Source organism: Streptomyces sp. NBC_01198 (assembly GCF_036010485.1).
Lineage (GTDB): Bacteria > Actinomycetota > Actinomycetes > Streptomycetales > Streptomycetaceae > Actinacidiphila.
Genome location: NZ_CP108568.1, coordinates 453,011 through 478,969, shown reverse-complemented (window position 1 = coordinate 478,969; position 25,959 = coordinate 453,011). Strand labels below are relative to the sequence as shown.

The window sequence follows — 25,959 nt, the reverse complement described above, 5'->3', positions numbered from 1 at the left end:
CAGGTGCTCGCGGCCGTTCGCGCACGCCACCGCGGGGCAGAGGGAGGCCAGGCCTTGGGAGTCGGCACACCGGGTGTCGGCCCGGACGATCCGGGCTTCCCCGTCGCGGCCGCCGCAGGAGCGGACGGTGTGCCCGCGCTGGACGCGGTGGTGACCACCTGCCGGGCGTGCCCGCGGCTGGTCGCCTGGCGCGAGGAGGTCGGCCGGGCCAGGCGGCGCGCGTACCTCGACTGGACGTACTGGGCCAGGCCGGTCCCCGGCTTCGGCCCGCACGACGCCGCGCTGGCGATCGTCGGGCTGGCCCCCGCCGCGCACGGCGGCAACCGCACGGGGCGGATGTTCACCGGAGACCCCTCGGGCGACGTGCTCTACGCCGCCCTGCACGCCGTCGGCCTGGCCTCCGGGCCCACCGCCGTGGACCGCTCGGACGGCCTTGAGCTGCACGGCGTAAGGATCACCTCTCCCGTGCACTGCGCCCCGCCCGACAACCGGCCGACCACCGCGGAACGCGACACCTGCCGCCCCTGGCTGGCCCAGGAGTTCCGGCTGCTGCGCCCGGCGCTGCGGGCCGTCGTCGTGCTCGGCGGCTTCGGCTGGCAGGCGCTGCTGCCTGTCCTGCGGGACGCCGGCTGGCAACTGCCCCGCCCCCGGCCGGCGTTCGGCCATGCCGCGCAGGTGCTGCTGCACGACGCGGGCGGCGGGCCCGACCTGCAGCTCTTCGGCAGTTACCATCCCAGCCAGCGCAACATCTCCACCCGCACGGTGACCCCGGCCATGCTGCGCGACGTGCTGCGCTCGGCCGCCGGCGCCGCGGGCCTGACCACCCGCGACTGACCGGCGGCGGGCGGTCCCCCGCCTGCCGTCACCGGCCGTCCGGGTCAGGACGCGGCGGCAGGCCCATCCCTGCGAGGCGCTCCGGGTCGCTCACCGACAGCACCTCGACGATGCGGCCGTCCGCCACGGTGCACGCCATCACCCCCAGCAGCCTGCCGCGGGCACCCCACACCACCACCCCGGCCGCGCCGTCGACCAGCACGGGGCGCGCCGCGACCACGGCGCGGGCGCCGCGCCGGACCTGGTCGGCCACCTCCGGAGCGCCCGTGCTGACGGACGGGCCGCGCGCGGACCAGGAGCGCCATGTCACCTCCGGGTCGAGCAGCCGCAGCAGGCCGTCGAAGTCGCCGCTGCGTGCCGCCGCCAGGAAGGCGTCGACCACCGCGCGACGGCGCTGCCGCCCGCCGGCGGGCGGGTCGGTGGCCTGCACCTTCCTGCGGGCCCTGCTCGCGAGCATCTTGGCGGCGTCGGTGGTCCTGCCGACGATCGGGGCGATCTCGTCGAACGGCACCGCGAACATGTCGTGCAGCACGAACGCCAGCCGCTCGGCGGGCCGCAGAGTGTCCAGCACCACCAGCAGCGCCGTCCCGACCGCGTCGGCGAGCACCGCGTCGTCCTCGGGGGCCGCGCCCTCGTCCTCGGCCACCACGACCTGCGGCAGCCGCTCGTCGTAGGGCGCCTCCGGCCGGGCCTTGCGCGAGCGCAGCACGTCGATGCAGACCCGGCCGACCACGGTGGTCAGCCAGCCGGTGAGGTTGCCGATCGAGCCCGCGTCCTGGCGGGCCAGCCGCAGCCACGCCTCCTGGACCGCGTCCTCCGCGTCGGCCCGCGACCCGAGCATCCGGGAGGCCACCGCCACCAGCCGCGGCCGCTGCTCCTCGAAGGCCCGCGCCAGCGCGTCGTCGGGACCTGGTCCCGCCATCGGCCTCACCCTTCCTCATGTGCGTCCCGTCCAGGGTGTGACGGTCCGGGGACGGCCGAGGTAACCGGCGGACGAGCCCCGCGAGGCAATCACGCGGGGGCTAAGGCGCACAAGCCGCCCGGGGCGACAGCGGCCCGCAGGATTCGGCGTTCTGACGGCGCCGCAGGGCCGCGGGGCGGACAATGGGCGGATGGCTGACACCACACCCGCGCAACCCGCACCGTCCGCCCCGGAGCCGGGGACGACGATCTTCGACGCGATCGGCGGCGCCGCCGCGGTCGAGGCCGTGGTCGACCTCTTCTACGACCGGGTGCTGGGCGACCCGGCCCTCGCCGGCTACTTCGAGGGCATCGACGTGGCCCGGCTCAAGCGCCATCAGCGGCTCTTCGTAGGGCAGGCGCTGGGGTCGGCGGAGCCGTACCCCGGGCGGACCATGGAGGTGGCGCACAGCGGCCTCGGCGTCACCGGTGAGGCGTTCGACCTGGTCGTCGCCCACCTGGCCGCCGCGCTCGCCGAGGCGGGCGTGGACGAACCCACCATCGGCACCATCGCGGGGGCGCTGCTGCCGCTGAAGCCGGACATCGTCACCGCCTGAGTACCCCCCGGCGGCCCCCGCGATCCGGCCGGCCCGGTGCTGCTGCCCGGCGAGTTCGCGGACGTTGCCGGTGCGGACGGAGCCGCGGGGGCGGCGAGTCACGCCCGCCCGCACCTTCTTGTTATCGCCGGGGGGCCGTCCGGGTCTCCTGTGCATGAGGTACGCAACGACACGCAGGCGGCACCGGGTCCGGCCGGCCTGGCCGCGGACCGCGGCGGTGCTCGCGGCGGTGGCAGCGATCGCGCTGGTCTCCTGGCTGGCGTCGCCGCTGGATCTGGGCTCCGGCGGCTCCGGCGCCGCCCGGCCCGCCGCCGGGGCGCCAGCGGCCCCCGCGCCGAGCACCGTGGCGGGCCCGCCCACCGCGTCGCCCACCACCCCCACCGCCACCGCCACGCCCACCCGCAGCGCCCGGGCGACCCCTTCCGCCACCCCTACCAAGCGCGCCGCACCGAAGAAGACGGTGGCCCCTGCGGCACCCCTCAAGCAGTCCGCGCCGGGCGGGCAGCGCAGCATCGTCATCGTCAACCGCACCGCTCAGACGGTGTGGGCGGTGGCCACCGGCACCGCCGCCTACCCCGGCGGCCGCAAGCTCGCGCCGGGCGCGAGCACGTCGCTGCTGGTCGGCAACTCCTGGGGCGGCCGGATCTGGGGCCGCACCGGCTGCACCGGCGACGCCTCGGGCCACTGCCTGACCGGTGACTGCACCACCACCTGCGGCGGGCCCGTGACGCCCACCACCCTCGGCGAATTCACCTTCGACGCCTTCGACGGCATGGACTTCTACGACGTCAGCATGGTGGACGGGTCCAACCTGCCGATGTACGTCAACATCTCGCACACCGTCAGCACCGACCCGCTCACCGCCGCCGGCTGCTACCACGGCGCCTGCACCCGTCCGGTGGACTGCCCGACCGCCATGCGGGCGACCTCCGGCGGCCAGGTCATCGGCTGCAAGCCGCCCTGCGCGGCGTTCGGCGGCGACACCTACTGCTGCCGGGGCGCCTGGGCCGGCCGCGAGCACTGCGTCCCGGCGAAGTGGCCGGTGGACTACACCCAGGTCTTCAAGAAGGCCGAGCCCTACGCCTACTCCTACGCCTTCGACGACTCGGCCACCATGGCCTGCAAGGGCGCCTGCTACTACCGGGTGACCTTCGGCACCAGCTGAACTGCCGCCCGGGCAGGCCTTAGCATGGGTCGGATGCGCGACGACACGCCCGACGAGGCGCACCGGGGCCGGCTGGGCGGGATCTTCGACGAGGATGCGGAGCTCTACGACCGGGCCAGGCCCGGCTATCCGCCGCGGCTGTTCGACGACCTCGACACGCTGGCCGGCACGGGGCCGGGCTGCCGGGTGCTGGAAGTGGGCGCGGGCACCGGCAAGGCGACCGTGCCGCTCGCCGAGCGCGGCTGCCGGATCACCGCCGTGGAGCTGGGCCCGGGCATGGCCGCCGTCGCCCGCCGCCGTCTGGCCGGGTTCGCGGCGGTCCAGGTCGTGACGGCGGACTTCGAGACCTGGCCGCTGCCGGCCGAGCCCTTCGACGCGGTCGTCGCGGCGACGGCCTTCCACTGGATCGACCCGGCGGTGCGGATGGCCAGGTGCGCCGACGCGCTGCGCCCCGGTGGCGCCCTCGCCGTGGTCGCCACCCAGCATGTGGCGGGCGGCACCGAGCTGTTCTTCGTCGAGGTGCAGGACTGCTACGAGCGTTTCGACCCGGACACGCCGCCGGGGCTGCGGCCGCCCGCCGCGGACGACGTCGACACCTCGGACCACGCGGACGAGGTCGCCCGCAGCGGCCGGTTCGGACCGGTCGCCGTCCGGCGCCACGAGTGGGAGCTGACGTACACCACGGGGGAGTACCTGGACGTGCTCCGCACCTACTCCGGTCACCGGGCGCTGTCGCCGGCGGCCAGGGACGGGCTGCTCGGCTGCGTGGCCGGGCTGATCGACCACCGCTACGCGGGCCGGATCACCAAGCGCTACCTGACGGAGCTGCGGGTGTCGCGAACGCTGTGACGACGCCGGCGACACCCGCGGCCGAGGGACGTCAGCGGATCCTGGTGCCCGTGCCGCCGACCCGGACCCTGGCGTCCCCGGCCCGCAGCTCCACGCTCAGGGTGCCGGGGCGGCCCATGTCCGCGCCCTGGTACAGGGTCAGCACGGCGTCCGCGGGGACCAGCGCGAGTTCCCGCGCGTAGGCGCCGAAGGCGGCCGCGGCCGCGCCGGTCGCCGGGTCCTCGACCACCCCGCCGACCGGGAACGGATCCCGGACGTGGAAGGTGCGCTCCGCCTCGCGCCACACCAGCTGCACGGTCGTCAGGGCGGCCCGGTGCATCAGCGCTTCGAGCCGTGCGAAGTCGTAGTGGAGGTCGGCCAGCCGCGTGCGGGTCCCGGCGGCCAGCACCAGGTGGCGGGCGCCCGCGTAGGCGATCCTGGGCGGCAGCGCCGGGTCGAGGTCCGCCGCGTCCCAGCCGAGCGCGGCCAGCGCCTCGGTGACGTCGGCCGGGTCGGGGTCCTCGACGTACGGCTCGACACTGGTCAGGGTCGCGCGCAGCTCGCCGTCCTGCCGGACCACGCTGACCGGCACCGGTCCCGCGGGAGTGGCGAACTCCAGCTCGCCCGGCCCGTCCCGCTCGGCCAGCGCGACCGCGGTGGCCACGGTGGCGTGCCCGCAGAAGGGCACTTCGGCCTTCGGGCTGAAGTAGCGGATCGCGTAGGCCCGTTCGCCGGTCCGCGCGGTCAGGAAGGCCGTCTCGCTGTAGCCCAGCCGCGCCGCGACGCCGAGCATCTGCTCCTCGTCGAGGCCGGACGCGTCGAGGACGACACCGGCGGGGTTGCCGCCCGCGGGGTCGGCGGAGAAGGCGGTGTAGTGCAGGATCTCGGTCCCGGAGGTCACAGTCACGACGCAGTCAACGGCGCAGGACCGCCCGGCATTCCCGCGCTGTTCCGCTCGGGGACGGGGAACGCCGGGCGGCGGCCGCCGCTCAGGAGTGGCCGATGACCGGGTGCGGCCGGTAGGGGGCTTCGAGGCGGGCGCCGTCGTCGGGAGTCAGGCGCAGGTCCACGGCCGCCACCGCGTCGTCCACATGGTGCGGCTTGGTGGCGCCGACGACCGGGGCGGTGACGCCCGGCCGCCCGAGCAGCCAGCCGAGGGCGACCCTGGCCGGTGGCACGCCGTGCTCGGCGGCGACGGCCCGCAGGACGTCCACGACATCGAAGTCGGCCTCGGCGTGGGCCTCGAAGCGGGCGTCGGCGAGCGGGTCGGAAGCCGCCCTGACCGTCCGCCGGCCGCCGGCCCGGGTACGGTTGCCCGCCAGCAGGCCGCGGGCCAGCGGGCTGTACGGGATGACGCCGACGCCCTGGTCCACGCACTGCGGGAGCATCTCGCGCTCCTCCTCGCGGTAGACCAGGTTGTAGTGGCTCTGCATCGACACGAAGCCGGGCCAGCCCGCCGCCCGCGCCGCGTACTGCGCCTTCGCGAACTGCCAGGCGTACATGCTGGACGCGCCGACGCAGCGGGCCTTCCCCGCCTTCACCACGTCCGCCAGCGCCGCCATGGTCTCCTCGACCGGGACGTCCGGGTCGTAGCGGTGGATCTGGTAGAGGTCGACGTAGTCGGTGCCGAGCCGGGTCAGGGAGGCGTCGATCGCCGCCATGACGTGGGTGCGTGACAGGCCGCGGTCCTGGGGGCCAGGGCCGGTGGGGAAGAAGACCTTGGTGGCCAGGACGTAGTCCTCGCGGCGGGCGAAGAGCCCGGAGAGCAGCCGGCCGGTGATCTCCTCGCCGCTGCCGCCCGCGTAGCTGTCCGCGGTGTCGAAGAAGGTCACCCCTGCCTCGACGGCCCGCCGGACGATCGGCCCGGCAGCGTCCTCCTTCAGCTGCCACTCGCGCGCCGGGGTGTCGCCGAAGCTCATCATGCCCAGGCAGATCCGCGAGACCGTCAGCTCCGAGGACCCCAGCCGTGCGTACTGCATCCGTGCCTCCTGCCGTGCCGCCACGGAGCGCCCGCCGGTGCGGGGACCGCGCGTGCCACGCGCCACACCGTACGGGACCGCGGCTCGCCGGTGCGGTCCCGTACAGTGCGCTCCGCGGGCGGCTGCGCCGACGACCGGCAACGCCGGGGCACCTCCCGCCGGAGGCAGCGGGAGGGCGTGCGTGCCGGACGCCGCAGGCCAGGCGGGATCTGTCGGACACGGCCTAGTCTGGTGCCGTGCACCTCAGCTTCGTCTGTACGGGCAACATCTGCCGGTCGCCGTCCGCCGCGCTGGTCCTCGCCGAGCGGCTGCGCCGGGCCGGACTCGCCGACCGGGTGCGGGTCAGCAGCGCCGGGCTCGGCGGCTGGCACGTCGGCGACGCCATCGACCCGCGGGCCGCGGACGTGCTGACCGGGCACGGCTACCCCGTCGACCATGTCGCGGCCCAGGTCGGCCCCGAACACCTCGACGCCGACCTGCTGGTGGCGATGGACCGGGGCCACGAGAAGGCGCTGCGCCGGCTGGCCGACGACCCCGCACGCGTACGGCTGCTGCGCTCCTTCGACCCGGCCGCGGTCGGCGACCCCGACGTGCCAGACCCGTACTACGGCGGCCCCGAGGGCTTCGAGGAGATGCTGGCCATGATCGAGGCGGCGATGCCCGGGCTGCTGGGCTGGGTGCGCGAGCACCTGGAGACGTGAGCGCCGACGGCCCGGGCGCCGCCGCGGCCCGGCTGACGGGCCACCGGGCGGCCGGCGAGCGCCGGCTGTCCGGCACGCTGGCCGAAGTCGTCCTGGACGGCGGCCCGGTGGTGATGGTCAAACGCGCCGACGAGCCGGGCTCGGTACGGGCCGAGGCGGCGGGGCTGCGCTGGCTGGCCGCCGCGGGAGCGGTCCGGGTGCCCGCGGTCCGCGGCGGCGACGACGAGTGGCTGGTGACCGACCGGGTCGCGGCCGGCCGCCCCGGGCAGGAAGCGGCGGCGGACTTCGGCCGGGACCTGGCCGCCCTGCATGCCGCGGGCGCGCCCGCCTTCGGCGCACCGCCGCCCGGCGGTCCGGTGGACGCCTTCATCGGGCGGGCGCCGATGCGCAACACCACCGGCACCGACTGGCCGCGCTGGTACGCCGAGCACCGTGTGCTGCCGTATCTGCGGCGGGCGGTGGACGCCGGCAGCATGCCCGCGACCGGGGCCGCCGTCGTGGCGGAGGCCTGCGAGCGGCTGCCAGGACTCGCCGGTCCCGCCGAGCCACCGGCCCGGCTGCACGGCGACCTGTGGAACGGCAACGTGCTGTGGGGCGCCGACGGGCACGTCCGGCTGATCGACCCGGCCGCGCACGGCGGGCACCGGGAGACCGACCTGGCGATGCTCCGGCTGTTCGGCTGCCCGCAGCTGTCCGTGGTCCTCGACGCCTACCAGGAGGCGGCGCCGCTCGCCGACGGCTTCGCGTCCCGCGTCCCGCTGCACCAGCTCTTCCCGCTGCTGGTGCACACCGTGCTCTTCGGCGGCGGCTACGCCGACCAGGCCGTCGCGGCGGCCCGCGCCGCCCTGGCGGCCTGATCGCCCCGCGGAGCCGGCCCGGTAGGGCGACGTAGTCTGTTCGACCATGGACTATCTCAAGCTCGGCACGACCGGCCTCGACGTCTCCCGTATCTGTCTGGGCTGCATGAGCTACGGCGTGGCCGACCGCGGCACCCACAGCTGGACCCTGGACGAGGAGGCGAGCCGGCCCTTCATACGTCAGGCCGTCGAGGCCGGGATCAACTTCTTCGACACCGCGAACGTCTACTCCGACGGCACCAGCGAGGAGATCGTCGGCCGCGCGCTGGCCGACTTCGCCCGCCGTGACGAGATCGTGCTGGCCACCAAGGTGCACGGCCGGATGCGGCCGGGTGCCAACGGCGGCGGCCTGTCCCGCAAGGCGATCATGACCGAGATCGACCACAGCCTGCGCCGGCTCGGCACCGACTACGTCGACCTCTACCAGATACACCGCTGGGACCGGGTGACTCCGATAGAGGAGACCATGGAGGCCCTGCACGACGTGGTGAAGGCCGGCAAGGCCCGCTACATCGGGGCGAGTTCGATGTACGCCTGGCAGTTCTCCAAGGCGCAGTACGTCGCCGAGCGGCACGGCTGGACCCGGTTCGTCAGCATGCAGGACCACTACAACCTGCTCTACCGCGAGGAGGAGCGGGAGATGCTGCCGCTGTGCGCCGACCAGGGCGTCGGGGTCATCCCGTGGAGCCCGCTGGCCAGGGGGCGGCTCACCCGCGCCTGGGACACCAGCAGCGCGCGCAGCGAGACCGACGAGTTCGGCAAGAACCTCTACCAGGACACCGACCGGCACATCGTGGACGCCGTGGCGGGGATCGCAGACGAGCGCGGGGTCACCCGCGCCCAGGTCGCGCTGGCCTGGCTGCTGCGGCAGCCCGGGGTGACCGCGCCGATCGTCGGCGCGACCAAGCCGCACCATCTGGACGACGCGATCGCCTCGGTCGACCTGCGGCTGAGCGACGAGGAGTGCAAGCGCCTTGAGGAGCCCTACACCCCGCGCGACATCGCCGGCTTCGTGTAGGCAGCACGCGCAACGCGCGGGAGCGGCCCGGCCGTTCGGCCGGGCCGCTCCTGTCTGACCTGCCGTTACACCGTGGTCACCGCCACACTCGCGGGCCGCGCCGGGGTGCCGGTCGGGTCCTCGGCCGTGGCCTTGACCGTGTGCGGCCCGGCGGCGAGCGTGCCGGACCCGGTGCAGGTCCAGCTGCCGCTGTCGGAGACCTCGGCCGTGCACAGCGGTGCGTCGTCGGACGTCACCGTGACCTTCGCGCCGGGTTCCGCGGACCCCGAGACGGCGGGGGCGGTTCCGACGGTGTCGCCCGCGGCCGGAGAGGTGATCGCCACCGGCGGTGCGAAGTCGGTGACATCGGGCACGCCGTCACCGCTGATCTTCACCGCCACGCTGTGCACGGTCACCTGCCCGCCGCCGTTGCGCAGCCGGAAGTCGGCCGCCGAGTGCTGCTGCCCGCCGAGGTAGGCGTCGGTGGCGGTCACCGTCGCGGTCTTCCAGGTGTCGCTGCCGGTGAGCGCGATCCCGGCGGTCGACTTGTACGGGTCGGACGATCCGTTGTCGTACTGCACCGAGAACGAGCCGGTGCCCTGGTCGTAGTAGGAGACGGTGAAGACCGCCGTGTAGTAGCCCGCGTGTGCGATCGAGTCGTCGACGTCGAAGTAGATGTTGCCCTGGGTGCTGGTACGCGCCGAGCGGCCGTCGATCACCGAGGCGGTCGTGGGGCCGTCGAAGCCGCCCGAGGGACGCTCGTCCTCGGCCATGCCGTACGCGTGGTCGGTGGCTCCGACGACCGAGCCGACCACGGCGGTGCCGGGCGGCAGGTCCGAGGCGTCGAAGGCGACACCCGCCGAGGCGTCGCCGACCAGGCCGGTCGGGTCGGTGGCCGTCGCGGTGGCGGTCTGCCGCCCCGGTGTGAAGCCGCCGTCGGGAGCGCAGCTCCAGGCGCCGCTGTCGTCCGCGGTGGCGGTGCACAGCACCCCGGACGCCTCGCGTACGGTCACCGTGCCGTCCGGGATCGCCGTGCCGGACACCGCCGAGGTCAGCTTGACCGTGGCGCCGGTGCGCGGAGTGGTGATCACCGGCGCGGGCGGGAAGGCGTGCCGGTCGGGCACCCAGGCGCCGGTGACCGTGACGCCGACGCTGTGCACGGTCAGGGGGCCCGGTGCCGGATGCAGCCGCAGGTCCGCGCCGTTGTGCTGCAGCCCGCCGAAGTAGCCGCCGCTGGCGGTGACGTGGGCGGTCTTCCAGGTGTCGGTGCCGGTCAGCTGGATGCTGCCGGCCTGGTGGTAGCGGTCCTTGGGCCCCGCGTCGTACTGCACGGCCACCGAGCCGGTGCCGGAGTCGTAGTACGACACGGTGACCTCGGCGTCGTAGGCCCCGGTCGCGGCCACGTCGTCGCCGATGTCGAAGGACAGGTCGCCGTCCGCTGTCCTGGCGGTGAGCCCCGCCACCTCGGCGGCGGTGGTGGCGGAACCGGCGTCCTCGGTCTGGCGCAGGCCGTAGTCCCGGTTGGTGCCGCCGAGCACGGTGCCGACCGTCGAACTGCCGGACCGCGCCGCCGCGTCGAGGCCGAGCTGCACGCCGCCCAGGTGCCGGGCCGCGGTCGGCGGGGTGCTGGTGACCTTCGCGAACGGCAGGGCGGTGGTGGGGGCGTCCGCCTGCTGCACCAGATAGGTCCTGCCGGACCTGACGGGGACGTCGAGGAGGTCCGCGGTGCCGGCCTTCACCACCACGTGGCCGTTCTTGCCGTCCACGACCTCGGTGCGCTGCCCGGGCCACGGGTTCTTCACCCGCAGGGTGCCCGAACTGCCCGCCTCGATCGCGGCGGTGACCAGCTTGCCGCCCTGCACCTGCACGTCGACCTTGCTCTTGCCCTGGATGTAGACGCTGCCGGCGCCCTCCCACTCGGTGGGCCAGGCAGGTGCGAAGCGCAGGATGCCGTCGTAGTCCTGCGCCAGCGCCTCGCCGACCGCGGTGGCGACGCCGGACTCCTGCTCGATGTAGGGCTGGAAGCCGACCGAACTGCCCAGGTCCGCAAAGCCGTTGGGGTAGACCTGGTGTCCCTCGGTGAGCGAGATCAGGTTGCTGCGCACCTCGGCGGGGTTCTGCAGCCTGGCCGCGTCGATGGCGTCCATCGACCAGTCGTTGCCGCCCTTGTTGGGCCGGTGGGTGAAGCTGCGCTGCTCCAGCGGGAAAAGGTCCTTGTCCTGGTCACTGACGGTGTTCCAGGGCCACAGCGGCTCCAGTTCGATGTTCTCGCCGTTCCTGCGCTCGGCCGCCGGCTGGTAGGAGATCGCCAGCATGTCGGTGCCGGTGGCGTCCGCCGCGGCGGTCTCGGCCGCGGTGTAACCGGGGTTGAGCAGCTGGCTGCGGGTGGCCTGGTCGGTCCGCGGGTAGGGCGGGATCTGCCGCTGGGCGGCGGCGACCCGGGACACCAGCGACCGGTCGGCGCCGCGGTCGGTGCCGAGCACCTGCGCGATCTCGCCGATCAGGGGGAAGACCGCCTGGTCGAGCGCGATGTCGGTGGTCGGGTCCTGCACCGCCCACTGCGTCTCGTGGGCGTTGGCGTCGGCGTGCAGCAGCCCGTCGGCGCCGGGGGTCTGGTAGGCGAGCTGGAACTCGGTGACCGACTTGATGAACGGCCAGTACCGCTTCAGCGCCGCCTTGTCGCCGGTGCCCTGGTACTGCTCCCACATGTAGAGGGCGATCTCCGGTCCCGAGGAGATGTCCAGCGCGTTCCAGTTGGGGCTGCCGGGCTCGCTGCACGAGCCGTTCTCGCCGGCGCCGGGGGAGATGCCGTTGCCGTTGAAGCGCATGGTCTCCGGCACGCACGCGCCGGGACGGCCGCCCATCTGCTGCTCGGTCCACGCCTCGATGGCGGGCAGGTCGTCGGCGTACATGTCGAAGACCGGTGTGTTGAGCTGGTAGTTGCCCGAGCTCATGTTCGCCGCGATCTGGGTGCGCAGGTTCCACAGCCAGTACGCCGAGGGCGTCCAGGTCTGGACGTCCTCGTTCCAGGAGAACATGTCGGCCTCGCCGGCCTGGCTGCCAGGGTAGATGCCCTTCCTCATCGACGCCGCCTCCTCGTAGAGGTACAGCGTGCGCAGATTCTCGATGTATTCGGCGCTGCCGTCCGCCGAGCTCATCGCGATCAGTCCTGAATGCGTCCAGAATGCGTCCCACCAGCGGTCCTGCGCGGACAGCAGCTTCCGCGCGGACGCGGTCGCGTCATGTCCGATCACCTTGGCCGCGGTCCTGGCGGCGTTGCCGCCGGTCCAGCCGGGGGAGGCGACGACGACCCGGAAGGTGCCGTCGGCGTGCGGGGTGAAACTGGTCGTGACCTGCGTGGGGCCGGTGACGGTGGTGGCGACCCGGCGGCCGCCCGCGGTGATGGCGGCGAGCGAGCCGAAGGTCTTCCCGGTGCCGATCGGCGGGGCGCCGTCCACCCACGTCTCGGCGAGGGTCCCGACGGTGCCGGACACGGCGGCGGTGGGCTTGCGGGGCGACCACAGGTCGATGGTGGCCGTCTGCGCGACGCTCGGGTCCGCGCCCGAGACGTCCACGACCAGCTCGTCCTTGCCGGTGGCGACCCAGGCCTTCATCGACATCCCGCCGCCGGACTCGCGCAGCACCCCGTCGGTGAGGTCCAGCTGCCCGTGGAAGTCCGCGGCGTGCGAGATGACCGACAGCCCGGGGATGTTCAGCTTGCCGGGCGACTTGCGGTCCGGCATGGTGTCGGACCGGTTGAGCTGGGCGGTGAAGCCGCCGGCGGCCCACGCCGCCACGCCCAGCGAGCCGTTGCCGAGCGGCATGGACGCGGTGGGGTCGGAGTTCGGTGCACCGAGCACGATGTCGGAGCGGCCGGCGACGCCCGCCGGGTCGAGCGCGAAGTCTCCGCGGTGCCAGGCGGTGGTGGGTCCCGCGGCAGCGGCGGCGGTGTCCGCGTCGGCCACGGCGGCGCCCGCGAGGGCGGTGAGCGCCGCCGAACAGAGCGCGACGATCCGTCTGTACGGAACCCGCCGGCGACGGCGGGGGAAGTTCTGCACGATGCCCTCCAGGGCGATGCGGCCATCAGCCAACGGTGTTGACTCAGTTCTCCGATGAATGCGTCTGCTTCCCTGCATGACTTCGCTACGACGGGCGGAAATCAGGTGTGGGGCTCACGTAACATCGGATGACTGTCGTTCTAGACCATCGATGGCGATGCCGTAAAGACCCCGGACGCACGAAAGTGCCGGTCCGCGGGCAGCCCGCGGACCGGCACCTGGCCGTCACCGTCGTCCGGCGTCACCCGGCCGAGGCCGTCGGCATCCCGAGGTCGACCGGGCCGGACGCCCCGCCCGCGGCGGGCTTGCAGGAGTCGTGGCAGTCCTTGTCCAGGCTGCAGCACAGCGAGCAGATCACACCGCTGTGGAAGGAGCAGCCGGCGATGTCGGGCCGCTCGAAGTCCTCGGCGCAGATCGTGCACGTCATGGTCGCCGCCGACAGCAGGCCGTCCTCCTGGAACAGCGGCTCCGCCAGGTCGTCGGTGCGCGCGATGTAGTAGCGGCCCTTGGTGGCCACCGCGAGCAGCGGCGAGAGCACCATCGCCACGACCAGCGCGATGAACGGCGAGAACGCCTTGCCGTACGCGCCGAAGGCGTGGAAGTACGCGGCGATGGACACCGCCGAGGCCACCAGCATCGAACCGAAGCCCACCGGGTTGAAGTTGTACAGGTGCGCGCGCTTGAACTCGATGTAGGACGGGCTGAGGCCCAGCGGCTTGTTGATCACCAGGTCCGCCACGACCGCGCCGATCCAGGCGATGGCCACGTTGGAGTAGAAGCCGAGCACGGTGTTGAGGAAGCCGAAGACGCCGCCTTCCATCAGGGCCAGCGCGATGCCGACGTTGAGGAAGATGTAGACGACCCGGCCGGGGTGGCGGTGGGTCAGCCGGGAGAAGAAGTTCGACCAGGACAGCGAGCCGGAGTAGGCGTTGGTGGTGTTGATCTTGATCTGCGAGAGGATCACGAAGAAGGTCGCCAGGCCCAGCGCGACCGGCGCGGCGAAGGTGTGGATACCCGAGACGTACTGCTGGATCGGCTCGTTGGCCTTGGCCAGGCCGATGTGCCCGGCGATGTAGAAGGCCAGGAAGGCGCCGCCCAACTGCTTGGCCGCGCCCAGCACCACCCAGCCGGGGCCGGCCGCGAGCACCGCGCTCCACCAGCGCCGGGCGTTCGCCGGCGTCTTGTCCGGCATGAAGCGCAGGTAGTCCACCTGCTCGCCGATCTGCGCGATCAGCGACAGCGCGACGCCCGCGCCGGCGCCCACCCCGAGCAGGCTGACCGAGGAACCGGTGGGGGAGTTGCCCGCGAAGTGCGTGAACCGCGAGAAGGCGTGCGGGTCCTGGATCGCGATCGACACGAAAGGCGCCACCATCAGCACCAGCCACACCGGCTGGGTCCACACCTGCATCGTGGACAGCGCGGTCATCCCGTAGAAGACCAGCGGCAGGATGATCAGCGCGCAGATCAGGTAGCCCACCGCCAGCGGGATGTGCAGGCCCAGATCGAGCGCCTGGGCCATGATCGAGCCTTCGAGGGCGAAGAAGATGAAGGTGAAGCTGGCATAGATGATGGACGTGAGGGTGGAGCCGAGATAGCCGAATCCGGCGCCCCTGGTCAACAGGTCCATGTCGATGGAGTATTTCGCCGAGTAGTACGAGATGGGAATTCCGGTGAGGAAGATGGTGACCGCGGCGGCCAGGATCGCGATCAGTGCGCTGCCGAATCCGTGCGAGATCGCGATGGAGCCGCCGATGGCGAAGTCGGCGAGGTAGGCGATGCCGCCGAGCGCGGTGGTGGCCACCACATAGGGGGTCCAGCGGCGGAAGGACTTGGGCGCGTAACGCAGCGAGTAGTCCTCCAGCGTGGTGTTCTTCGTCCAGCCGTTGTACCGGCGGGTCGTCGTACCGGTGGCGCCGCCGGGAGGCGCCGGTGTGTCGACCGTGTCCGTCACGAGAACTCCCTTTTCCGTCCGCGAGGTGCGATCCACCGCCAAGGACATGTCCATGGCGGCGTTGGAAGAGTCCCGCTGGTGTGTTTCTCGGTGATGTCCGGCGCTTTAAATACGTGACGCGTCGCCAGGAAATGGGTGACGCGCGTAGATCAAAAGGAGAAGGCGGCCGTGGATAAGGCGCTGATCCGCTGCTGCTATCCGCTCGGCGCAAATGCGCGGCACATCCGGAATACGCTCGGCGTGCGGCCGGGGCGCGAACGGCGCGGAGGGCGGCGCTGCCCGGCGACAGATGCTTCCCCTAGAAAGTATTTCCTGGGGAAGATACTGTCAATGCCCGGAGAGGGGCTCACAGTTGCGCGACGACCGCGAAGTCGAAGGTGTCGGCCCTGGCCAGGTACACCCGCTGGTCGAGATGGCTGCCGCGCAGCCGCAGCGCGCCGCGCGGGCCCTCGTAGCCGACCGAGTCGCGTACCGCGTGCATGGCGCGCACGTCGGCGGACCCGGCCCGCTCGGCCAGCGCCCCGAGCAGCCGCAGACCCTCGAAGCAGGACTCGCCGAGGCTGCCCACCACGGGCGCGTCCACCCCGAAGCGTCGGGCGAAGCGGCGGTTGAAGTCCAGGCTCTCCGCGGTGGCCAGCGTCTCGAAGTAGCCTGCAGCCGCCCACAGTCCCGCGGTGCCGTCGGCGCCGCTGGCCAGCAGCATGTTCTCGTCCATGTGCGTGCTCAGCCGCTGGCAGCGGGCCGGCAGCCCGTACGCGGCGAAGGCCCGGTTGAAGCGGACCGCGTCCGCGCCGACCAGCAGCATCAGCACCGCGTCCGCCTCGGTCCGCTCGATCCGCCGCAGCACGGGGCCGAAGTCGGCGCTGCCCAGCGGCAGCAGCTCCTCGCCGACCGTCCGCCCGCCGCAGGCCCTGGCGTGCCGGCGGGCGGCGGCCGCGGTGACCCGCGGCCACACGTAGTCGTTGCCGACCGTGAACCAGCGGCGTACACCGGTCGCCTCGGCCAGCAGCCGCATCGCGGGCCGCAGTTGGCGCCGGTCGGTCTCCCCGGTGAGGAACACCCCCGGCGTGCGCTCGCCACCCTCGTACTGCGCGGTGTAGACATACGGCACCAGGTGCGCGATCCGGGGTGCCAGCGCCCGGCGCACCGCCGAGATGTGCCAGCCCACCACCGCGTCCACTGCGCCGAGCCGGACCAGCGCCTCGACCTCCGCGGCCACCTGCTGCGGCGGCCCGGCGCCGTCCACCGGGAAGAGCCGGACCGGCCGCCCCGCCACCCCGTCGGCCGCGTTCAGCTCCTCCGCGGCGAGCTGCGCGGCCAGTTCGCAGGACGGGCCGAGGATGCCGCCGGGGCCGTGCAGCGGGACGACCAGGGCCACGGTCAGTGGTGGATCGGTACGCGCGGCGGGCCCGCCACGGGGCCGCCGCGCGGGGGCGTCCTGCGGTTCCGGCAGCATGCGGCCACCTCCGGAGGGGCGTTCGGGTACGAGGAAGGCCGACCCGGTCCCGGCGCCCTCGCAGAGACCTCCTAATGTGGCCGAACAGTAGACCTGGGAAAGGACACCGGCAAACATGCCATCGGATCCGCCACGGCAGCCCGGACGGGACCTCGCGCTCGTCCTCAGCCGCGCCGAACGCCTCATGGTGGCGCGGCTGTCGGTGCTGCTCGCGGCGGAGGACTGCTCGGTCGAGCAGTGGCGGGTGCTGAGCGCGGTGGCGGACGGCTGCGGCCGGTCCATGACGGAGATCGCCGACCACGCGCTGATGCCGGCGCCGAGCCTGACCAAGCTGGTGGACCGGATGGTCGCCGACAACCTCGTCTACCGCAGGGCCGACCCCGGTGACCGGCGACGGGTGCTGCTGCACCTGGCCGCCCGCGGCCGCATCCTGCACCAGCGCGCCGCCCACCGGGTGGCCGAGGACCACGCCCGGGTGCTCGCCGCGCTCGGCGACCGCGGCGATCTCGCCGCCGCGCTCGCGCTGCTCGCCGAGATCGTCGGCGACGGCCCGCGCGCCCACTTACCGGGCTGACCGCCCTTCCGCCCGGCCGCCGCGATGGCGGCCGGGACGTACACGGACGAATCCAGGACGCCACCCGCGCAGCCGGGGCGTCTCCGCAGCACGCCTGACGGGCGGTGTTGTGGCCAATTCCCAGAAAATTGTGCACAATGACAGGGTCGGACCGTCCGTTTCGATGGCGTTTACGGCGAGTGCGACCCCACGACAAGAGAGAGGCGGTGGCGTCGGTGGCGGGATCCGCGAAGACGACCGTCCGGTCGGACGGCAGCGAGCAGAGCGTCTACAACGAGCTGCGCCGCCTGATCCTGATGGGCGAACTGGAACCCGGGGCCGAGATCAGCCAGTTGGAGCTGGCCGACCGGCTCAGGGTCTCCCGTACCCCCCTGCGTGAGGCGCTGCGGCAGCTGGTCAGCGAGGGTCTGGTCGTCAGCAGCGGGCCGCACCGCTCGGTCCGGATCAGCACCCTGAGCATGAGCGACCTCGACGACCTGTACTCGATGCGGGTGCTGGGGGAGGGCCTGGCGATCTGGCTGACCGTGCCGATACTGCGCGGCGAGGACTTCGAACGGCTGGAGCACGACCTCGAACTGACCACCTCGCGGGCCGACGCGGACGCCCACGGCCGCTTCCACGCGGGCCTGCGGATCGGTGCGGGCGCCCGGCTGAACGACGAGCTGCGCCGGCAGTTCGACCACGCCGAGCGCTACCAGCGGGCCTTCCTGCGGCTGCTCGACCCCGAGGTCTTCGCCGTGAAGGTCGCCGAGCACCGCGCCATCCTGGACGCCTGCGCGGCCCGGGACGCCGAGCGGGCCAGGGACCTGATGGTCGACCACCTGGCGGGCACCGCGATGAGCCTGATGACCTCGCAGCGCCACGCGCCCTTCGCCCTGCCCGCCGCGGTGGTCATGGCCAAGGCGGGGCGCTCGGCCGGCCGCGGTTAGCCTCGCCGTAACGGAAGAGGGGGGTGCCGCCGGACCCGGAGGTCCGGTGGCACCCCCATGGGCGGGGTCACGAAGGGCGGGTCAGATCCGCCGGTCGTGCCCGGCCCAGTATTCGTCGCGCAGGGTCTTCTTGAGCACCTTGCCCGCCTCGGAGCGCGGGAGGCGCCGGAAGACGACCTGCTTGGGCGCCTTGACACTGCCGAGCCGTTCCCGGCACAGCGCGATGACCTCCTCGGCGCCGGCCTGCGCGCCGGCCTTGAGCTCCACCACCGCGGTCACCCGCTCGCCCCACTTGTCGTCGGGCAGCCCGATCACCGCGCAGTCGCCGACCGCCGGATGCGACCAGAGCACCTGCTCGACCTCGCTGGGGAAGACGTTGAAGCCGCCGGAGATGATGACATCGCGCTTGCGGTCGACCAGGTAGACGAATCCGTCCCCGTCGACGTAGCCGATGTCACCGGTGGCGTGCCAGCCCCCGGGGCGGCGCACCGCGGCGGTCTGCTCGGGGTCGTCGTGGTAGCCCGTCATCCGCAGCGAGGTGCGCACCACGATCTCGCCGTGCGTGCCGCTGCCGCAGAGCCTGCCCTCGTCGTCCATGATCGCGACGTTGGCGGCAAGGGAGGGCCGCCCGCAGCTGGCGAGCCGCTTGCGCAGCGCCGGGTCGGCCAGCGCCTCGGCGTGCTCCTCGGGGGAGAAGAAGGCGCACATCATCGGCGCCTCCACCTGGCCGTAGAACTGCGCCATCACCGGGCCGAAGACCTTGATCGCCTGTTCCAGCCTGGCCACCGACATCGGCGCGGCACCGTAGAGGAAGTAGCGCAGGCTCGAGGTGTCGCGGGTCCCCGCGTCGGGGTGGTCCAGCAGCGCATAGATCGCGGTGGGCGGCAGCAGCAGGCGGGTCACCCGGTGCTCCTCGACGGACCGCAGGATCGCGGCGGGCGAGACCCCGTCGTGGATGATCGTGGTACCGCCGAGGCTGAGCACCGGGAAGGCAGCGGCGCCGGCCGCGTGGGTGAGCGGGGCGGCGACCAGGTTGACCGGCTGCCGCTCCGGCAGATGCGCGTTGAAGGCGTGGATCATCGTCTCCAGCGCGCGGTGCGGCAGTCCGACCGCCTTGGGCCGCCCGGTGGTGCCGCCGGTGCCGAAGTAGGCTGCCACGCCCTCGGGTTCCAGCGGCGGCAGCTCGACCCTGCTGCCCTCGGGCGCCATCCACTGGTCGAGGCAGGGCCGGCCGTCCGCCGCGGGCCGCAGCGCCACCAGGTGGTCAAGGCCCGGCAGGCGCTCCGCCAACTGCCCCGCGACATCGGCCGCCTGGGGTGCGTAGACCAGCATGCGCGCGCCGACCAGCGCGAGCATCGCCGCCAACTCGTCGGTGTTCGAGGTCGCGTTGAGCGCGACCCAGCGGCAGCCGGCCCGCATGATGCCCAGCACGCACGGCATCACCAGCGGGTCGTTGGGGCTGAGCACCGCCACCTGGACCTCGCCCGCCGCGCCGAGGTCGCGGTGCAGGGCGGCGGCCACCCGGTGGGTGATCTCCTGCGCCTGCGCGTACGTCATCGCCTCGGTGCCGTCGTGCCGCATGAAGGCGACGGCCTCGGGGTCGAGCGACACCCCCCGGTCGAAGAACTCGATCACCCGCATCGCCCACCGCCTCCCGGGCGGGCGCGGCGGGCCGCACCGGTCACCGGCTGCCCTGCACGCTGTGCACGGCGCCCGGCGTGCCGGTGACCGGTGCCACGCAGCGGTTGGCCTGCTCGCCGAGGCCGGCGATGGCGGTCCGCAGCGTCTGGCCGGCGGACAGGTACAGCGGTGGGCGGCGGGCACCGCCGATGCCGGCCGGCGTGCCGGTGGCGATCAGGTCGCCGGGCACCAGGGTGATGAAGGAGCTGATGTAGGAGATCAGGCTGCCGACCGAGTGGATGAGCTGGCTGGTGTCCGACTGCTGCATCACGGTGGCGTCCACCGAGCAGCTCACCTCGAGCGAGCGGGCGTGCCCGACCTCGTCCGGGGTGACCAGGAAGGGGCCCACCGGGGTGGAGGCCTCGAAGGTCTTGCCCTGCAGGAACTGCGAGGTGCGCAACTGCCAGTCGCGCATGGAGACGTCGTTGACGATGGTGTAGCCGGCCACCGACTGCCAGGCCTGCTCCTCGTCGGCGTCCCTGACCGTCTGGCCGATCACGACGCCGAGTTCGACCTCCCAGTCGACCGCGTCGGAGTTCGCCGGCAGCACCAGGTCGTCGTAGGGGCCGATCAGGCTGCGGCTGTACTTCGCGAAGAGCGTGGGGTGGTCGGGCAGCGTCAGGCCCACCTCCGCCACGTGGTCACGGTAGTTGACGCCGACGCAGACGACCTTCTCCGGATGCGGCACCAGCGGTGCGTAGTCGGCCTCCTCGCAGGACACCCGGCCGCCGTCCGACTGCATCAGCGCGCGGGCCCGCCAGTCGGGACCCGACGCGAGCAGCGCACCGACGTCGGCGTACGGAAGCAGTCGGATGTCATCCCCGTCCACCCGGCCCGCTCTGGTGCCGCCTTCCCATCGGATCGTCGTCAGTCGCATCGGTCCCGTCCTCCTGTTGGTCAGCCAAGAATGCGCGAAACACGGCTCTCCTGTACGCTCTTCCCCGCCGAGTGTATACTAATCGCATTACATTGGATACAAAGACGGGGCTGCCGTTGTCCCATGGGATCCACGGCCCGCCGGGCGACCCACCTTGAAGTGCGTTGCCAGTCGCGCAACTTGAGTACCCAATGCATCCCAAAGCACTTCAATCACCTTAATCACCCCAGTAATCGGCTTGAAGCGACCGCTTGAAGCAATCGAGGAAGGATGGACGCCGTGATCCCACGACGCACCCTGCGCAGCGCCGTAGCACTGACGGTCGGCAGTCTCCTGCTCGTCGGTGTCAGTGCCTGCGGCAGCGACTCGGGCTCGTCGGGCAAAGGGGGCAAGCTGACAACGGTCAGCTACCGCGGCCCGTTCGTCACCTCCGGTGGTGACGCACCGATCTACTACGCGGAGAAACTCGGCTACTTCGCCGACGAAGGCCTCAAGGTCACCATCCGGGACAGCAAGGGCTCCGGGCAGACCATCACCGACGTGAACGCCGGCGGTTCCGACTACGGCATGGCCGCGCCGGTCAACCTGGTGCTGGCCGTCGGCCAGGGCCAGTCGGTCACCAGCGTCGCCACCCCGCTGGGCCTGAGCAGTTTCGGCTTCTTCGTGCCCAAGGACTCGGGCATCACCTCGATCAAGCAGCTGTCCGGCAAGAAGATCCTGGTCACCGCCTCCGCCCAGGCCAACGTCTTCGCCGCGCTGGCGGCCGAGGGCCTGGACAAGTCCTCGGTGCACCTGGTCGTCTCCGACCCGACGACGCTGAGCACCGCCTACGTGGGGTCCAAGGGCGTCGACGCGGTCTACACCACGCAGTTCCTCGCGCCGACGATGGCCAAGCGCCCGTCGTCCTTCCTGCCGCAGTCCGAGGCCGGTTACAACCCGCCCGACTACGCCGTCCTGGTCAAGAGGAGCAAGCTGGCCGCGGACCCCGGCCAGGTCCACGGCTTCGTCCGCGCGGTGCTGCGCGGCTACCAGGCCGCCCAGAAGGACCCGCAGGCCGCCGTCGACGCGCTGCTGGCCAAGCACCCGGAGCTCAACCCGGCCCAGGCGACGGGCACCTTGAAGGCGACGCTGCCCTTCTACTGCGCGCCCGGACAGCTCGAACAGCCCTACGGCATCAACGCCAACCGTGACTGGGTGATCACCGCCAACGCGATGAAGACCTACGCCGGACTGCCGGGCGCCACCAACGGGAGCAGGTTCTACGCGAATGACCTGTTCTCCGGGAAGGACCCGCTGAGTGTGGCAACGTGCTAGCAGCGCGCCGGATACCGGGTCACGGGCCGGATCGGAAGGGGAGGCGAAGATGACGGGGAAGAGCACGGCCAAACGCCCGCCTGCCACGTCCGCCGGCCTGCAGGTGCGGGTGGAGGGTCTCGGCAAGACCTTCCGCCCGGCCCGGGGCGCGGCCGTACGGGCGCTGGACGGGATCGACCTGAGCATCGGGGCCGGCGAGTTCGTCAGCATCCTGGGACCCAGCGGATGCGGCAAGAGCACACTGCTGGCCATCATGGCGGGTCTCGACAGCGCCACCGACGGCGCCGCGGTGGTCGGCGGGCGGCCGGTGACCGCGCCGCTGGTCGACGCGGGGGTGATGTTCCAGCGCGACCTGCTGCTGGACTGGCACACCTGCGAGGACAACATCCTGATGCAGTTCAGGATGCGCGGGCAGCCCACCGCCCAGTACCGCGACCGGGCCCGCGAACTGCTGGCGCTGGTCGGCATGGAGCACGCGGCGCAGCGCTATCCGCGCGAGCTGTCCGGCGGTATGCGGCAGCGGGTCGCCATCTGCCGGGCCCTGGTGCACGATCCGCCGCTGCTCTTTCTCGACGAGCCGTTCGGCGCCCTCGACGCCCTCACGCGGGAGAACCTGAACGCCGAACTCGCCGCGCTCACCGCCCACTCGGGCGCGACGGTCGTCTTCGTCACGCACAGCATCGACGAGGCGGTCTTCCTCGGCGACCGTGCCGTGGTGATGTCGGCCCGCCCGGGCCGCGTCATCGCCGACGTGCGGATCGACCTGCCGCACCCGCGCGGCCCGCAGGTGCGCGAACTGCCGCAGTTCACCGCTTACGCCGCGCAGTTGCGCAAGCTGCTGGCCCACGACGGGCCGGCCGTGGCAGTGGAAGGAGCCCGATCATGACGGGGACCGGTCAGCGCACCCCCACCCGGCACAAGTTCCAGGCGGGCGTGGCGGATCCGGTCGGGATGGAACGGCAGGCGGGCGATCCCGGGCTGCGCGGCGGGGTGGCGGCGCTGGCCGGCCGGGCCGGGCAGTGGACCGCGGTCTGGTATCTGGTGGCGGTGCTGCTGGTGCTGCTCGCCTGGGAGATCGCCATCGTGATCGGCGGCACGCCCGACTACCTGCTGCCGCCGCCCACCCAGGTGCTCAAGGCCTTCCGCACGTATCACCAACCGCTGGTCCACAACGGCTGGTTCACGCTGCGGGAGATCCTGTTCGGCTTCGCCGTCGCGGTCGGCGCCGGTGTGCTGCTCGCCGTGCCGATCGCCTTCTCCAAGATGGTGGAGCGGGTCGCGTACCCGCTCATCGTGATGATCCAGGCGGTGCCCAAGGTCGCCCTCGGCCCGCTGTTCATCGTGTGGTTCGGCTTCGGCCTGGAGACCGACATCTTCATCGCGGTGTCGGTGGCGATCTTCCCGGTCATCGTCAACACCGCGCTGGGCCTGACGTCCATCGACCCCGACCTGGTGCGGCTCGGCCGCTCCATGGGCGGCTCCCCGATGCGGCTGTTCTGGCTGGTGCGGCTGCCGACCGCGCTGCCGAGCATCTTCGCCGGGCTGAAGGTCGCGGTCACCTTCGCGGTGATCGGCGCGGTGGTCGGCGAGTTCATCGTCGGCGGTTCCGGCCTGGGCTATCTGACCCTGTCGGCCAGCGGCAACCAGAACGTGCCGCTGCTGTTCGCCTGCGTCATCGCGCTGGCCGTCATCGGCGTGCTGTTCTACGCGGCCATCGACATCGCCGAGCGGCTGGTGCTGCGGCACCACCCGCAGTCCGGTCACCGTGGATGACCGGTGACACCGGCGTCCTGCTGGCGGAGCTGACCGCGGCTCCCCGGCAGGCGCTGCCCGTCACGCGGCTGGCGGCACTGGTACGGGCGGCCGGCCTCGACGCCGGCCGCTTCGCCGGTGCGCTGGCCGCGCTGGCGGACGGCGGGCGGGTCGCCGTACTCGACCCGCCGCCGCCCGACCCGCACCTGGCCGGCACCGACCTGCGGGTGGTCGCCGCCGTCGCGGGGCCGGCCGGCGACGACCCGGCGGGCGCGTACCTGCGGGCCCGGCAGTGCTGGGACGAGATCCTGCGCGGCTTCCTGACCGCCCACCGCTGCCGCTGACCCCCGCCGGCCGCCGGCGCCACTTCGCCGTACCCACCCCCGCCGCACCATCGCGCACGAACGAGGAGCGAACACCATGGCACTGCGTGCAGCCGTCGACATCGGAGGCACCTTCACCGACGTCGTCACCTACGACGATCTGACCGGTCAGCTGCAGCTGGGCAAATCGCTCAGCACACCGCAGGACATGATCCAGGGCGTCTTCGACGGGCTGGCCGCGGCCGGGACGGCGCTGGAGGAACTGGCCTTCGTCATCCACGGCAGCACGGTGGTGGTCAACTCGCTGATCGAGCGCAAGGGCGCCCGCACCGCGCTGGTCACCACGGCCGGTTTCCGCGACGTCTACGAGATCGGCCGGATCAACCGCCCCGACGCGTTCAACCTCGCCTTCACCAAGCACGAGCCGCTGATACCCCGCGAGTTGATCCACGAGGTGCCCGAACGGCTCGGCGCCGACGGCCGGCTGATGACCCCGCTGGACGAGGAGCAGGCCAGGAAGGTCGCCAGGCGGCTGGCCGCCCAGGGCGTCGAGGCGGTCGCGGTGACCTTCCTGCACGCCTACCGCAACCCCGCGCACGAGATCAGGATGGGCGAGATCCTGCGCGAGGAGCTGCCGGGCGCCTACGTCTGCCTCTCGCACGGGATCAGCCGCGAGTACCGCGAGTTCGAGCGGACCTCGACCGCCGCCGCGAACGCCTTCGTCGGACCGCTGGTCAGCGACTACCTGCGCCGGCTCGACGACCGCCTCACCGCGGGCGGCTCCGCCGCGCCACTGGCGATCATGCAGTCCAACGGCGGGGTGTGCGACGTGGCCACCGCCGCCGCCCAGTGCGTCCAGATGCTGGAGTCCGGACCGGCCGGCGGGGTGGTCGGCGCCATCGCGCTGTGCGAGGCGCTCGGCCACCGGGAGGCCATCGCCTTCGACATGGGCGGCACCACCGCCAAGACCGCCGTCATCCGCGATCTGACCTTCCCGCTCGCCAGCGACTACTTCCTCGGCGGTTACCGCACCGGCCTGCCGATCCGCATCCCCTGCCTGGACATCGTCGAGGTGGGCACCGGGGGCGGCAGCATCGCCTGGCTGGACGACGCCCGCGGCATCCACGTCGGCCCGCGCAGCGCGGGCGCCGACCCGGGACCTGCCGCGTACGGCCGCGGCGGCACCCAGGCGACCATCACCGACGCTGCGGTCGTCCTCGGCCACCTGGCCGCCGGCGGTCGGCTGGCCGGCGGCCTGGAACTCGACGGCGACGCCGCCCGGCACGCCGTCGACCGGCTGGCCGCCCAGCTGGACCTGGACGCGGCCTCCACCGCGGCCGGCGTCATCGCGATCGGCGCCGCCGCGATGGCCAACTCGGTGCGCGCGGTCACCACGGAACGAGGCCTGGACCCGCGGGACTTCGCGCTGTTCGCCTACGGCGGCAACGGGCCGCTGCACATCTCGCTGGTGGCCCGCGAACTCGGGGTGCGCAACGTCGTCGTGCCGCCCTTCCCCGCCGTCTTCGCCGCCCTCGGCATGCTGATGGCCGACGTCCGCAGGGACATCGTGCAGACCGGGGTGCGGACCCTCGGCACCGAGGAGCACATCGAGGCCGGCACCGCGGAATCGCTCGAGACCTCCTTCCAGGAGCTGGAGCGCGAGTGCGCGCAGGCGCTGCGGGACGGCGCGGTCCGCTTCGAGGGCCTGGAGTTCCAGCGCGCCGCGGACATGCGCTACGTCGGCCAGGAGCACACCGTGACCGTCCAGGTCCCGGCCGAGCCGGGTCCCGCCGCGCTCAAGCGGGCCTTCGACACCACCCACGGGCAGCGCTACGGCCACAGCGCGCCCCAGGAGCGCGCGCAGATCGTCAGCCTGCGGGTGTCGGCGGTCGGCACCCTCGGCAAGCCGGACCTGCCCAAGATCGCCCGCGGGCAGGCGGAGCCGCCGGCCGGCGCGAGGACCGGCGCCCGCGACATCGTCTTCAGCCCCGCGGAGGGCCCCGTGGCCTCCGCGGTCTACGCCCGGGCGGCGCTGCTCGCGGGCAACACGATCGCCGGCCCCGCCGTCGTGGAGGAGCCCACCGCGACGACGTTGCTGCGGCCGGGCGACACCCTCGAGGTCGACGCGTTCGGCAACCTCCTCCTCACGATCGGACAGTGAGCACGC

Annotated in this window: 22 protein-coding genes; 14 read left to right on the top strand and 8 right to left on the bottom strand. The window is 72.9% G+C overall.

All coding sequences use genetic code 11. The annotated features are described in order from the left end of the window. Window positions 1-54: 54 nt before the first annotated feature. Window positions 55-834, top strand: a complete 780-nt coding sequence (locus OG702_RS02065) for a uracil-DNA glycosylase (protein ID WP_327287123.1) — start codon at window positions 55-57, stop codon at window positions 832-834. A 28-nt stretch (window positions 835-862) separates the two neighbouring features. Here OG702_RS02065 and OG702_RS02060 read toward each other — a convergent pair whose 3' ends face one another. Beyond that, entirely contained in the window at window positions 863-1,756 is an 894-nt protein-coding gene (locus tag OG702_RS02060; RefSeq protein ID WP_327287122.1) for a sigma-70 family RNA polymerase sigma factor, read from the bottom strand. A 190-nt stretch (window positions 1,757-1,946) separates the two neighbouring features. Here OG702_RS02060 and OG702_RS02055 point away from each other — a divergent pair, with 190 nt between their 5' ends. From OG702_RS02055 to OG702_RS02045, 3 genes are all read left to right on the top strand, one after another. Continuing rightward, window positions 1,947-2,351 carry a group I truncated hemoglobin gene (locus tag OG702_RS02055; protein ID WP_327287121.1) on the top strand — a complete coding sequence of 135 codons (405 nt, stop codon included), beginning with the start codon at window positions 1,947-1,949 and terminating at the stop codon, window positions 2,349-2,351. Window positions 2,352-2,505: 154 nt separating this feature from the next. After that, window positions 2,506-3,516 (top strand): thaumatin family protein, encoded by a 1,011-nt coding sequence (locus OG702_RS02050; protein WP_327287120.1) that lies wholly within the window; start codon window positions 2,506-2,508, stop codon window positions 3,514-3,516. Window positions 3,517-3,549: 33 nt separating this feature from the next. Continuing rightward, complete coding sequence (locus tag OG702_RS02045; RefSeq protein ID WP_327287119.1) at window positions 3,550-4,365, top strand: class I SAM-dependent methyltransferase; 816 nt, start codon at window positions 3,550-3,552, stop codon at window positions 4,363-4,365. Between the two features lie 31 nt (window positions 4,366-4,396). On the opposite strand, the gene OG702_RS02040 is transcribed toward OG702_RS02045, so the two are convergent. Further along, a complete protein-coding gene (locus OG702_RS02040) occupies window positions 4,397-5,251 on the bottom strand; it encodes a PhzF family phenazine biosynthesis protein (protein ID WP_327287118.1) in 855 nt (284 codons plus the stop codon). Window positions 5,252-5,333: 82 nt separating this feature from the next. Continuing rightward, window positions 5,334-6,323 carry an aldo/keto reductase gene (locus OG702_RS02035; RefSeq protein WP_327287117.1) on the bottom strand — a complete coding sequence of 330 codons (990 nt, stop codon included), beginning with the start codon at window positions 6,321-6,323 and terminating at the stop codon, window positions 5,334-5,336. 236 nt (window positions 6,324-6,559) lie between these two features. Between OG702_RS02035 and OG702_RS02030 the strand changes: the two genes are divergently transcribed. From OG702_RS02030 to OG702_RS02020, 3 genes are read left to right on the top strand one after another with little or no spacing between them, the layout of a single operon-like run. Then, the gene (locus OG702_RS02030; protein ID WP_327287116.1) at window positions 6,560-7,024 is read left to right on the top strand and encodes a low molecular weight protein-tyrosine-phosphatase; all 465 of its coding nucleotides are present in this window, start codon (window positions 6,560-6,562) and stop codon (window positions 7,022-7,024) included. Then, a complete protein-coding gene (locus OG702_RS02025) occupies window positions 7,021-7,881 on the top strand; it encodes a fructosamine kinase family protein (protein WP_327287115.1) in 861 nt (286 codons plus the stop codon). Before OG702_RS02030 ends, OG702_RS02025 begins: the two co-directional genes overlap by 4 nt. A gap of 46 nt (window positions 7,882-7,927) precedes the next feature. Further along, window positions 7,928-8,899, top strand: a complete 972-nt coding sequence (locus OG702_RS02020) for an aldo/keto reductase (RefSeq protein ID WP_327287114.1) — start codon at window positions 7,928-7,930, stop codon at window positions 8,897-8,899. Between the two features lie 65 nt (window positions 8,900-8,964). Here OG702_RS02020 and OG702_RS02015 read toward each other — a convergent pair whose 3' ends face one another. The 3 genes from OG702_RS02015 to OG702_RS02005 all read right to left on the bottom strand — a co-directional run bounded on the left by OG702_RS02015 (window position 8,965) and on the right by OG702_RS02005 (window position 16,343). Beyond that, window positions 8,965-12,969 carry an Ig-like domain-containing protein gene (locus OG702_RS02015; RefSeq protein WP_327287113.1) on the bottom strand — a complete coding sequence of 1,335 codons (4,005 nt, stop codon included), beginning with the start codon at window positions 12,967-12,969 and terminating at the stop codon, window positions 8,965-8,967. A 208-nt stretch (window positions 12,970-13,177) separates the two neighbouring features. Then, complete coding sequence (locus tag OG702_RS02010) at window positions 13,178-14,887, bottom strand: purine-cytosine permease family protein (RefSeq protein WP_327287112.1); 1,710 nt, start codon at window positions 14,885-14,887, stop codon at window positions 13,178-13,180. 346 nt (window positions 14,888-15,233) lie between these two features. Further along, on the bottom strand, window positions 15,234-16,343 hold the full coding sequence (locus OG702_RS02005) for a substrate-binding domain-containing protein (protein WP_327287110.1): 1,110 nt from the start codon (window positions 16,341-16,343) through the stop codon (window positions 15,234-15,236). A 115-nt stretch (window positions 16,344-16,458) separates the two neighbouring features. Between OG702_RS02005 and OG702_RS02000 the strand changes: the two genes are divergently transcribed. Then, window positions 16,459-16,917, top strand: a complete 459-nt coding sequence (locus OG702_RS02000) for a MarR family winged helix-turn-helix transcriptional regulator (protein WP_327287109.1) — start codon at window positions 16,459-16,461, stop codon at window positions 16,915-16,917. 215 nt (window positions 16,918-17,132) lie between these two features. Continuing rightward, window positions 17,133-17,846, top strand: coding sequence for a GntR family transcriptional regulator (locus OG702_RS01995; RefSeq protein WP_327287108.1), 714 nt, complete (start codon window positions 17,133-17,135; stop codon window positions 17,844-17,846). An 81-nt stretch (window positions 17,847-17,927) separates the two neighbouring features. Here OG702_RS01995 and OG702_RS01990 read toward each other — a convergent pair whose 3' ends face one another. Then, window positions 17,928-19,487 carry an AMP-binding protein gene (locus OG702_RS01990; RefSeq protein WP_327287107.1) on the bottom strand — a complete coding sequence of 520 codons (1,560 nt, stop codon included), beginning with the start codon at window positions 19,485-19,487 and terminating at the stop codon, window positions 17,928-17,930. 40 nt (window positions 19,488-19,527) lie between these two features. Continuing rightward, on the bottom strand, window positions 19,528-20,403 hold the full coding sequence (locus OG702_RS01985; RefSeq protein WP_327287105.1) for a fumarylacetoacetate hydrolase family protein: 876 nt from the start codon (window positions 20,401-20,403) through the stop codon (window positions 19,528-19,530). Window positions 20,404-20,682: 279 nt separating this feature from the next. Here OG702_RS01985 and OG702_RS01980 point away from each other — a divergent pair, with 279 nt between their 5' ends. The 5 genes from OG702_RS01980 (at window position 20,683) to OG702_RS01960 (ending at window position 25,953) form a co-directional block, all read left to right on the top strand. After that, entirely contained in the window at window positions 20,683-21,717 is a 1,035-nt protein-coding gene (locus OG702_RS01980) for an ABC transporter substrate-binding protein (RefSeq protein ID WP_327287104.1), read from the top strand. Between the two features lie 49 nt (window positions 21,718-21,766). Further along, the gene (locus OG702_RS01975) at window positions 21,767-22,603 is read left to right on the top strand and encodes an ABC transporter ATP-binding protein (RefSeq protein WP_327287103.1); all 837 of its coding nucleotides are present in this window, start codon (window positions 21,767-21,769) and stop codon (window positions 22,601-22,603) included. Continuing rightward, complete coding sequence (locus OG702_RS01970; protein WP_327287102.1) at window positions 22,600-23,490, top strand: ABC transporter permease; 891 nt, start codon at window positions 22,600-22,602, stop codon at window positions 23,488-23,490. The genes OG702_RS01975 and OG702_RS01970 overlap by 4 nt, the downstream gene beginning before the upstream one ends. Next, window positions 23,487-23,813, top strand: coding sequence for a hypothetical protein (locus tag OG702_RS01965; protein ID WP_327287101.1), 327 nt, complete (start codon window positions 23,487-23,489; stop codon window positions 23,811-23,813). Before OG702_RS01970 ends, OG702_RS01965 begins: the two co-directional genes overlap by 4 nt. A 76-nt stretch (window positions 23,814-23,889) precedes the next feature. Continuing rightward, entirely contained in the window at window positions 23,890-25,953 is a 2,064-nt protein-coding gene (locus OG702_RS01960) for a hydantoinase/oxoprolinase family protein (protein WP_327287100.1), read from the top strand. Window positions 25,954-25,959: the final 6 nt, after the last annotated feature.

What these genes read in the sequence shown, in the direction of transcription:
- OG702_RS01985 (WP_327287105.1), bottom strand. Translation starts at nt 20,403, where the DNA reads ATGCGACTGACGACGATCCGATGGGAAGGCGGCACCAGAGCGGGCCGG.
- OG702_RS02045 (WP_327287119.1), top strand. Translation starts at nt 3,550, where the DNA reads ATGCGCGACGACACGCCCGACGAGGCGCACCGGGGCCGGCTGGGCGGG.
- OG702_RS02020 (WP_327287114.1), top strand. Translation starts at nt 7,928, where the DNA reads ATGGACTATCTCAAGCTCGGCACGACCGGCCTCGACGTCTCCCGTATC.
- OG702_RS02050 (WP_327287120.1), top strand. Translation starts at nt 2,506, where the DNA reads ATGAGGTACGCAACGACACGCAGGCGGCACCGGGTCCGGCCGGCCTGG.
- OG702_RS02060 (WP_327287122.1), bottom strand. Translation starts at nt 1,756, where the DNA reads ATGGCGGGACCAGGTCCCGACGACGCGCTGGCGCGGGCCTTCGAGGAG.
- OG702_RS02035 (WP_327287117.1), bottom strand. Translation starts at nt 6,323, where the DNA reads ATGCAGTACGCACGGCTGGGGTCCTCGGAGCTGACGGTCTCGCGGATC.
- OG702_RS02055 (WP_327287121.1), top strand. Translation starts at nt 1,947, where the DNA reads ATGGCTGACACCACACCCGCGCAACCCGCACCGTCCGCCCCGGAGCCG.
- OG702_RS01970 (WP_327287102.1), top strand. Translation starts at nt 22,600, where the DNA reads ATGACGGGGACCGGTCAGCGCACCCCCACCCGGCACAAGTTCCAGGCG.
- OG702_RS02000 (WP_327287109.1), top strand. Translation starts at nt 16,459, where the DNA reads ATGCCATCGGATCCGCCACGGCAGCCCGGACGGGACCTCGCGCTCGTC.
- OG702_RS01960 (WP_327287100.1), top strand. Translation starts at nt 23,890, where the DNA reads ATGGCACTGCGTGCAGCCGTCGACATCGGAGGCACCTTCACCGACGTC.
- OG702_RS01990 (WP_327287107.1), bottom strand. Translation starts at nt 19,487, where the DNA reads ATGCGGGTGATCGAGTTCTTCGACCGGGGGGTGTCGCTCGACCCCGAG.
- OG702_RS01975 (WP_327287103.1), top strand. Translation starts at nt 21,767, where the DNA reads ATGACGGGGAAGAGCACGGCCAAACGCCCGCCTGCCACGTCCGCCGGC.
- OG702_RS01965 (WP_327287101.1), top strand. Translation starts at nt 23,487, where the DNA reads ATGACCGGTGACACCGGCGTCCTGCTGGCGGAGCTGACCGCGGCTCCC.
- OG702_RS02005 (WP_327287110.1), bottom strand. Translation starts at nt 16,343, where the DNA reads ATGCTGCCGGAACCGCAGGACGCCCCCGCGCGGCGGCCCCGTGGCGGG.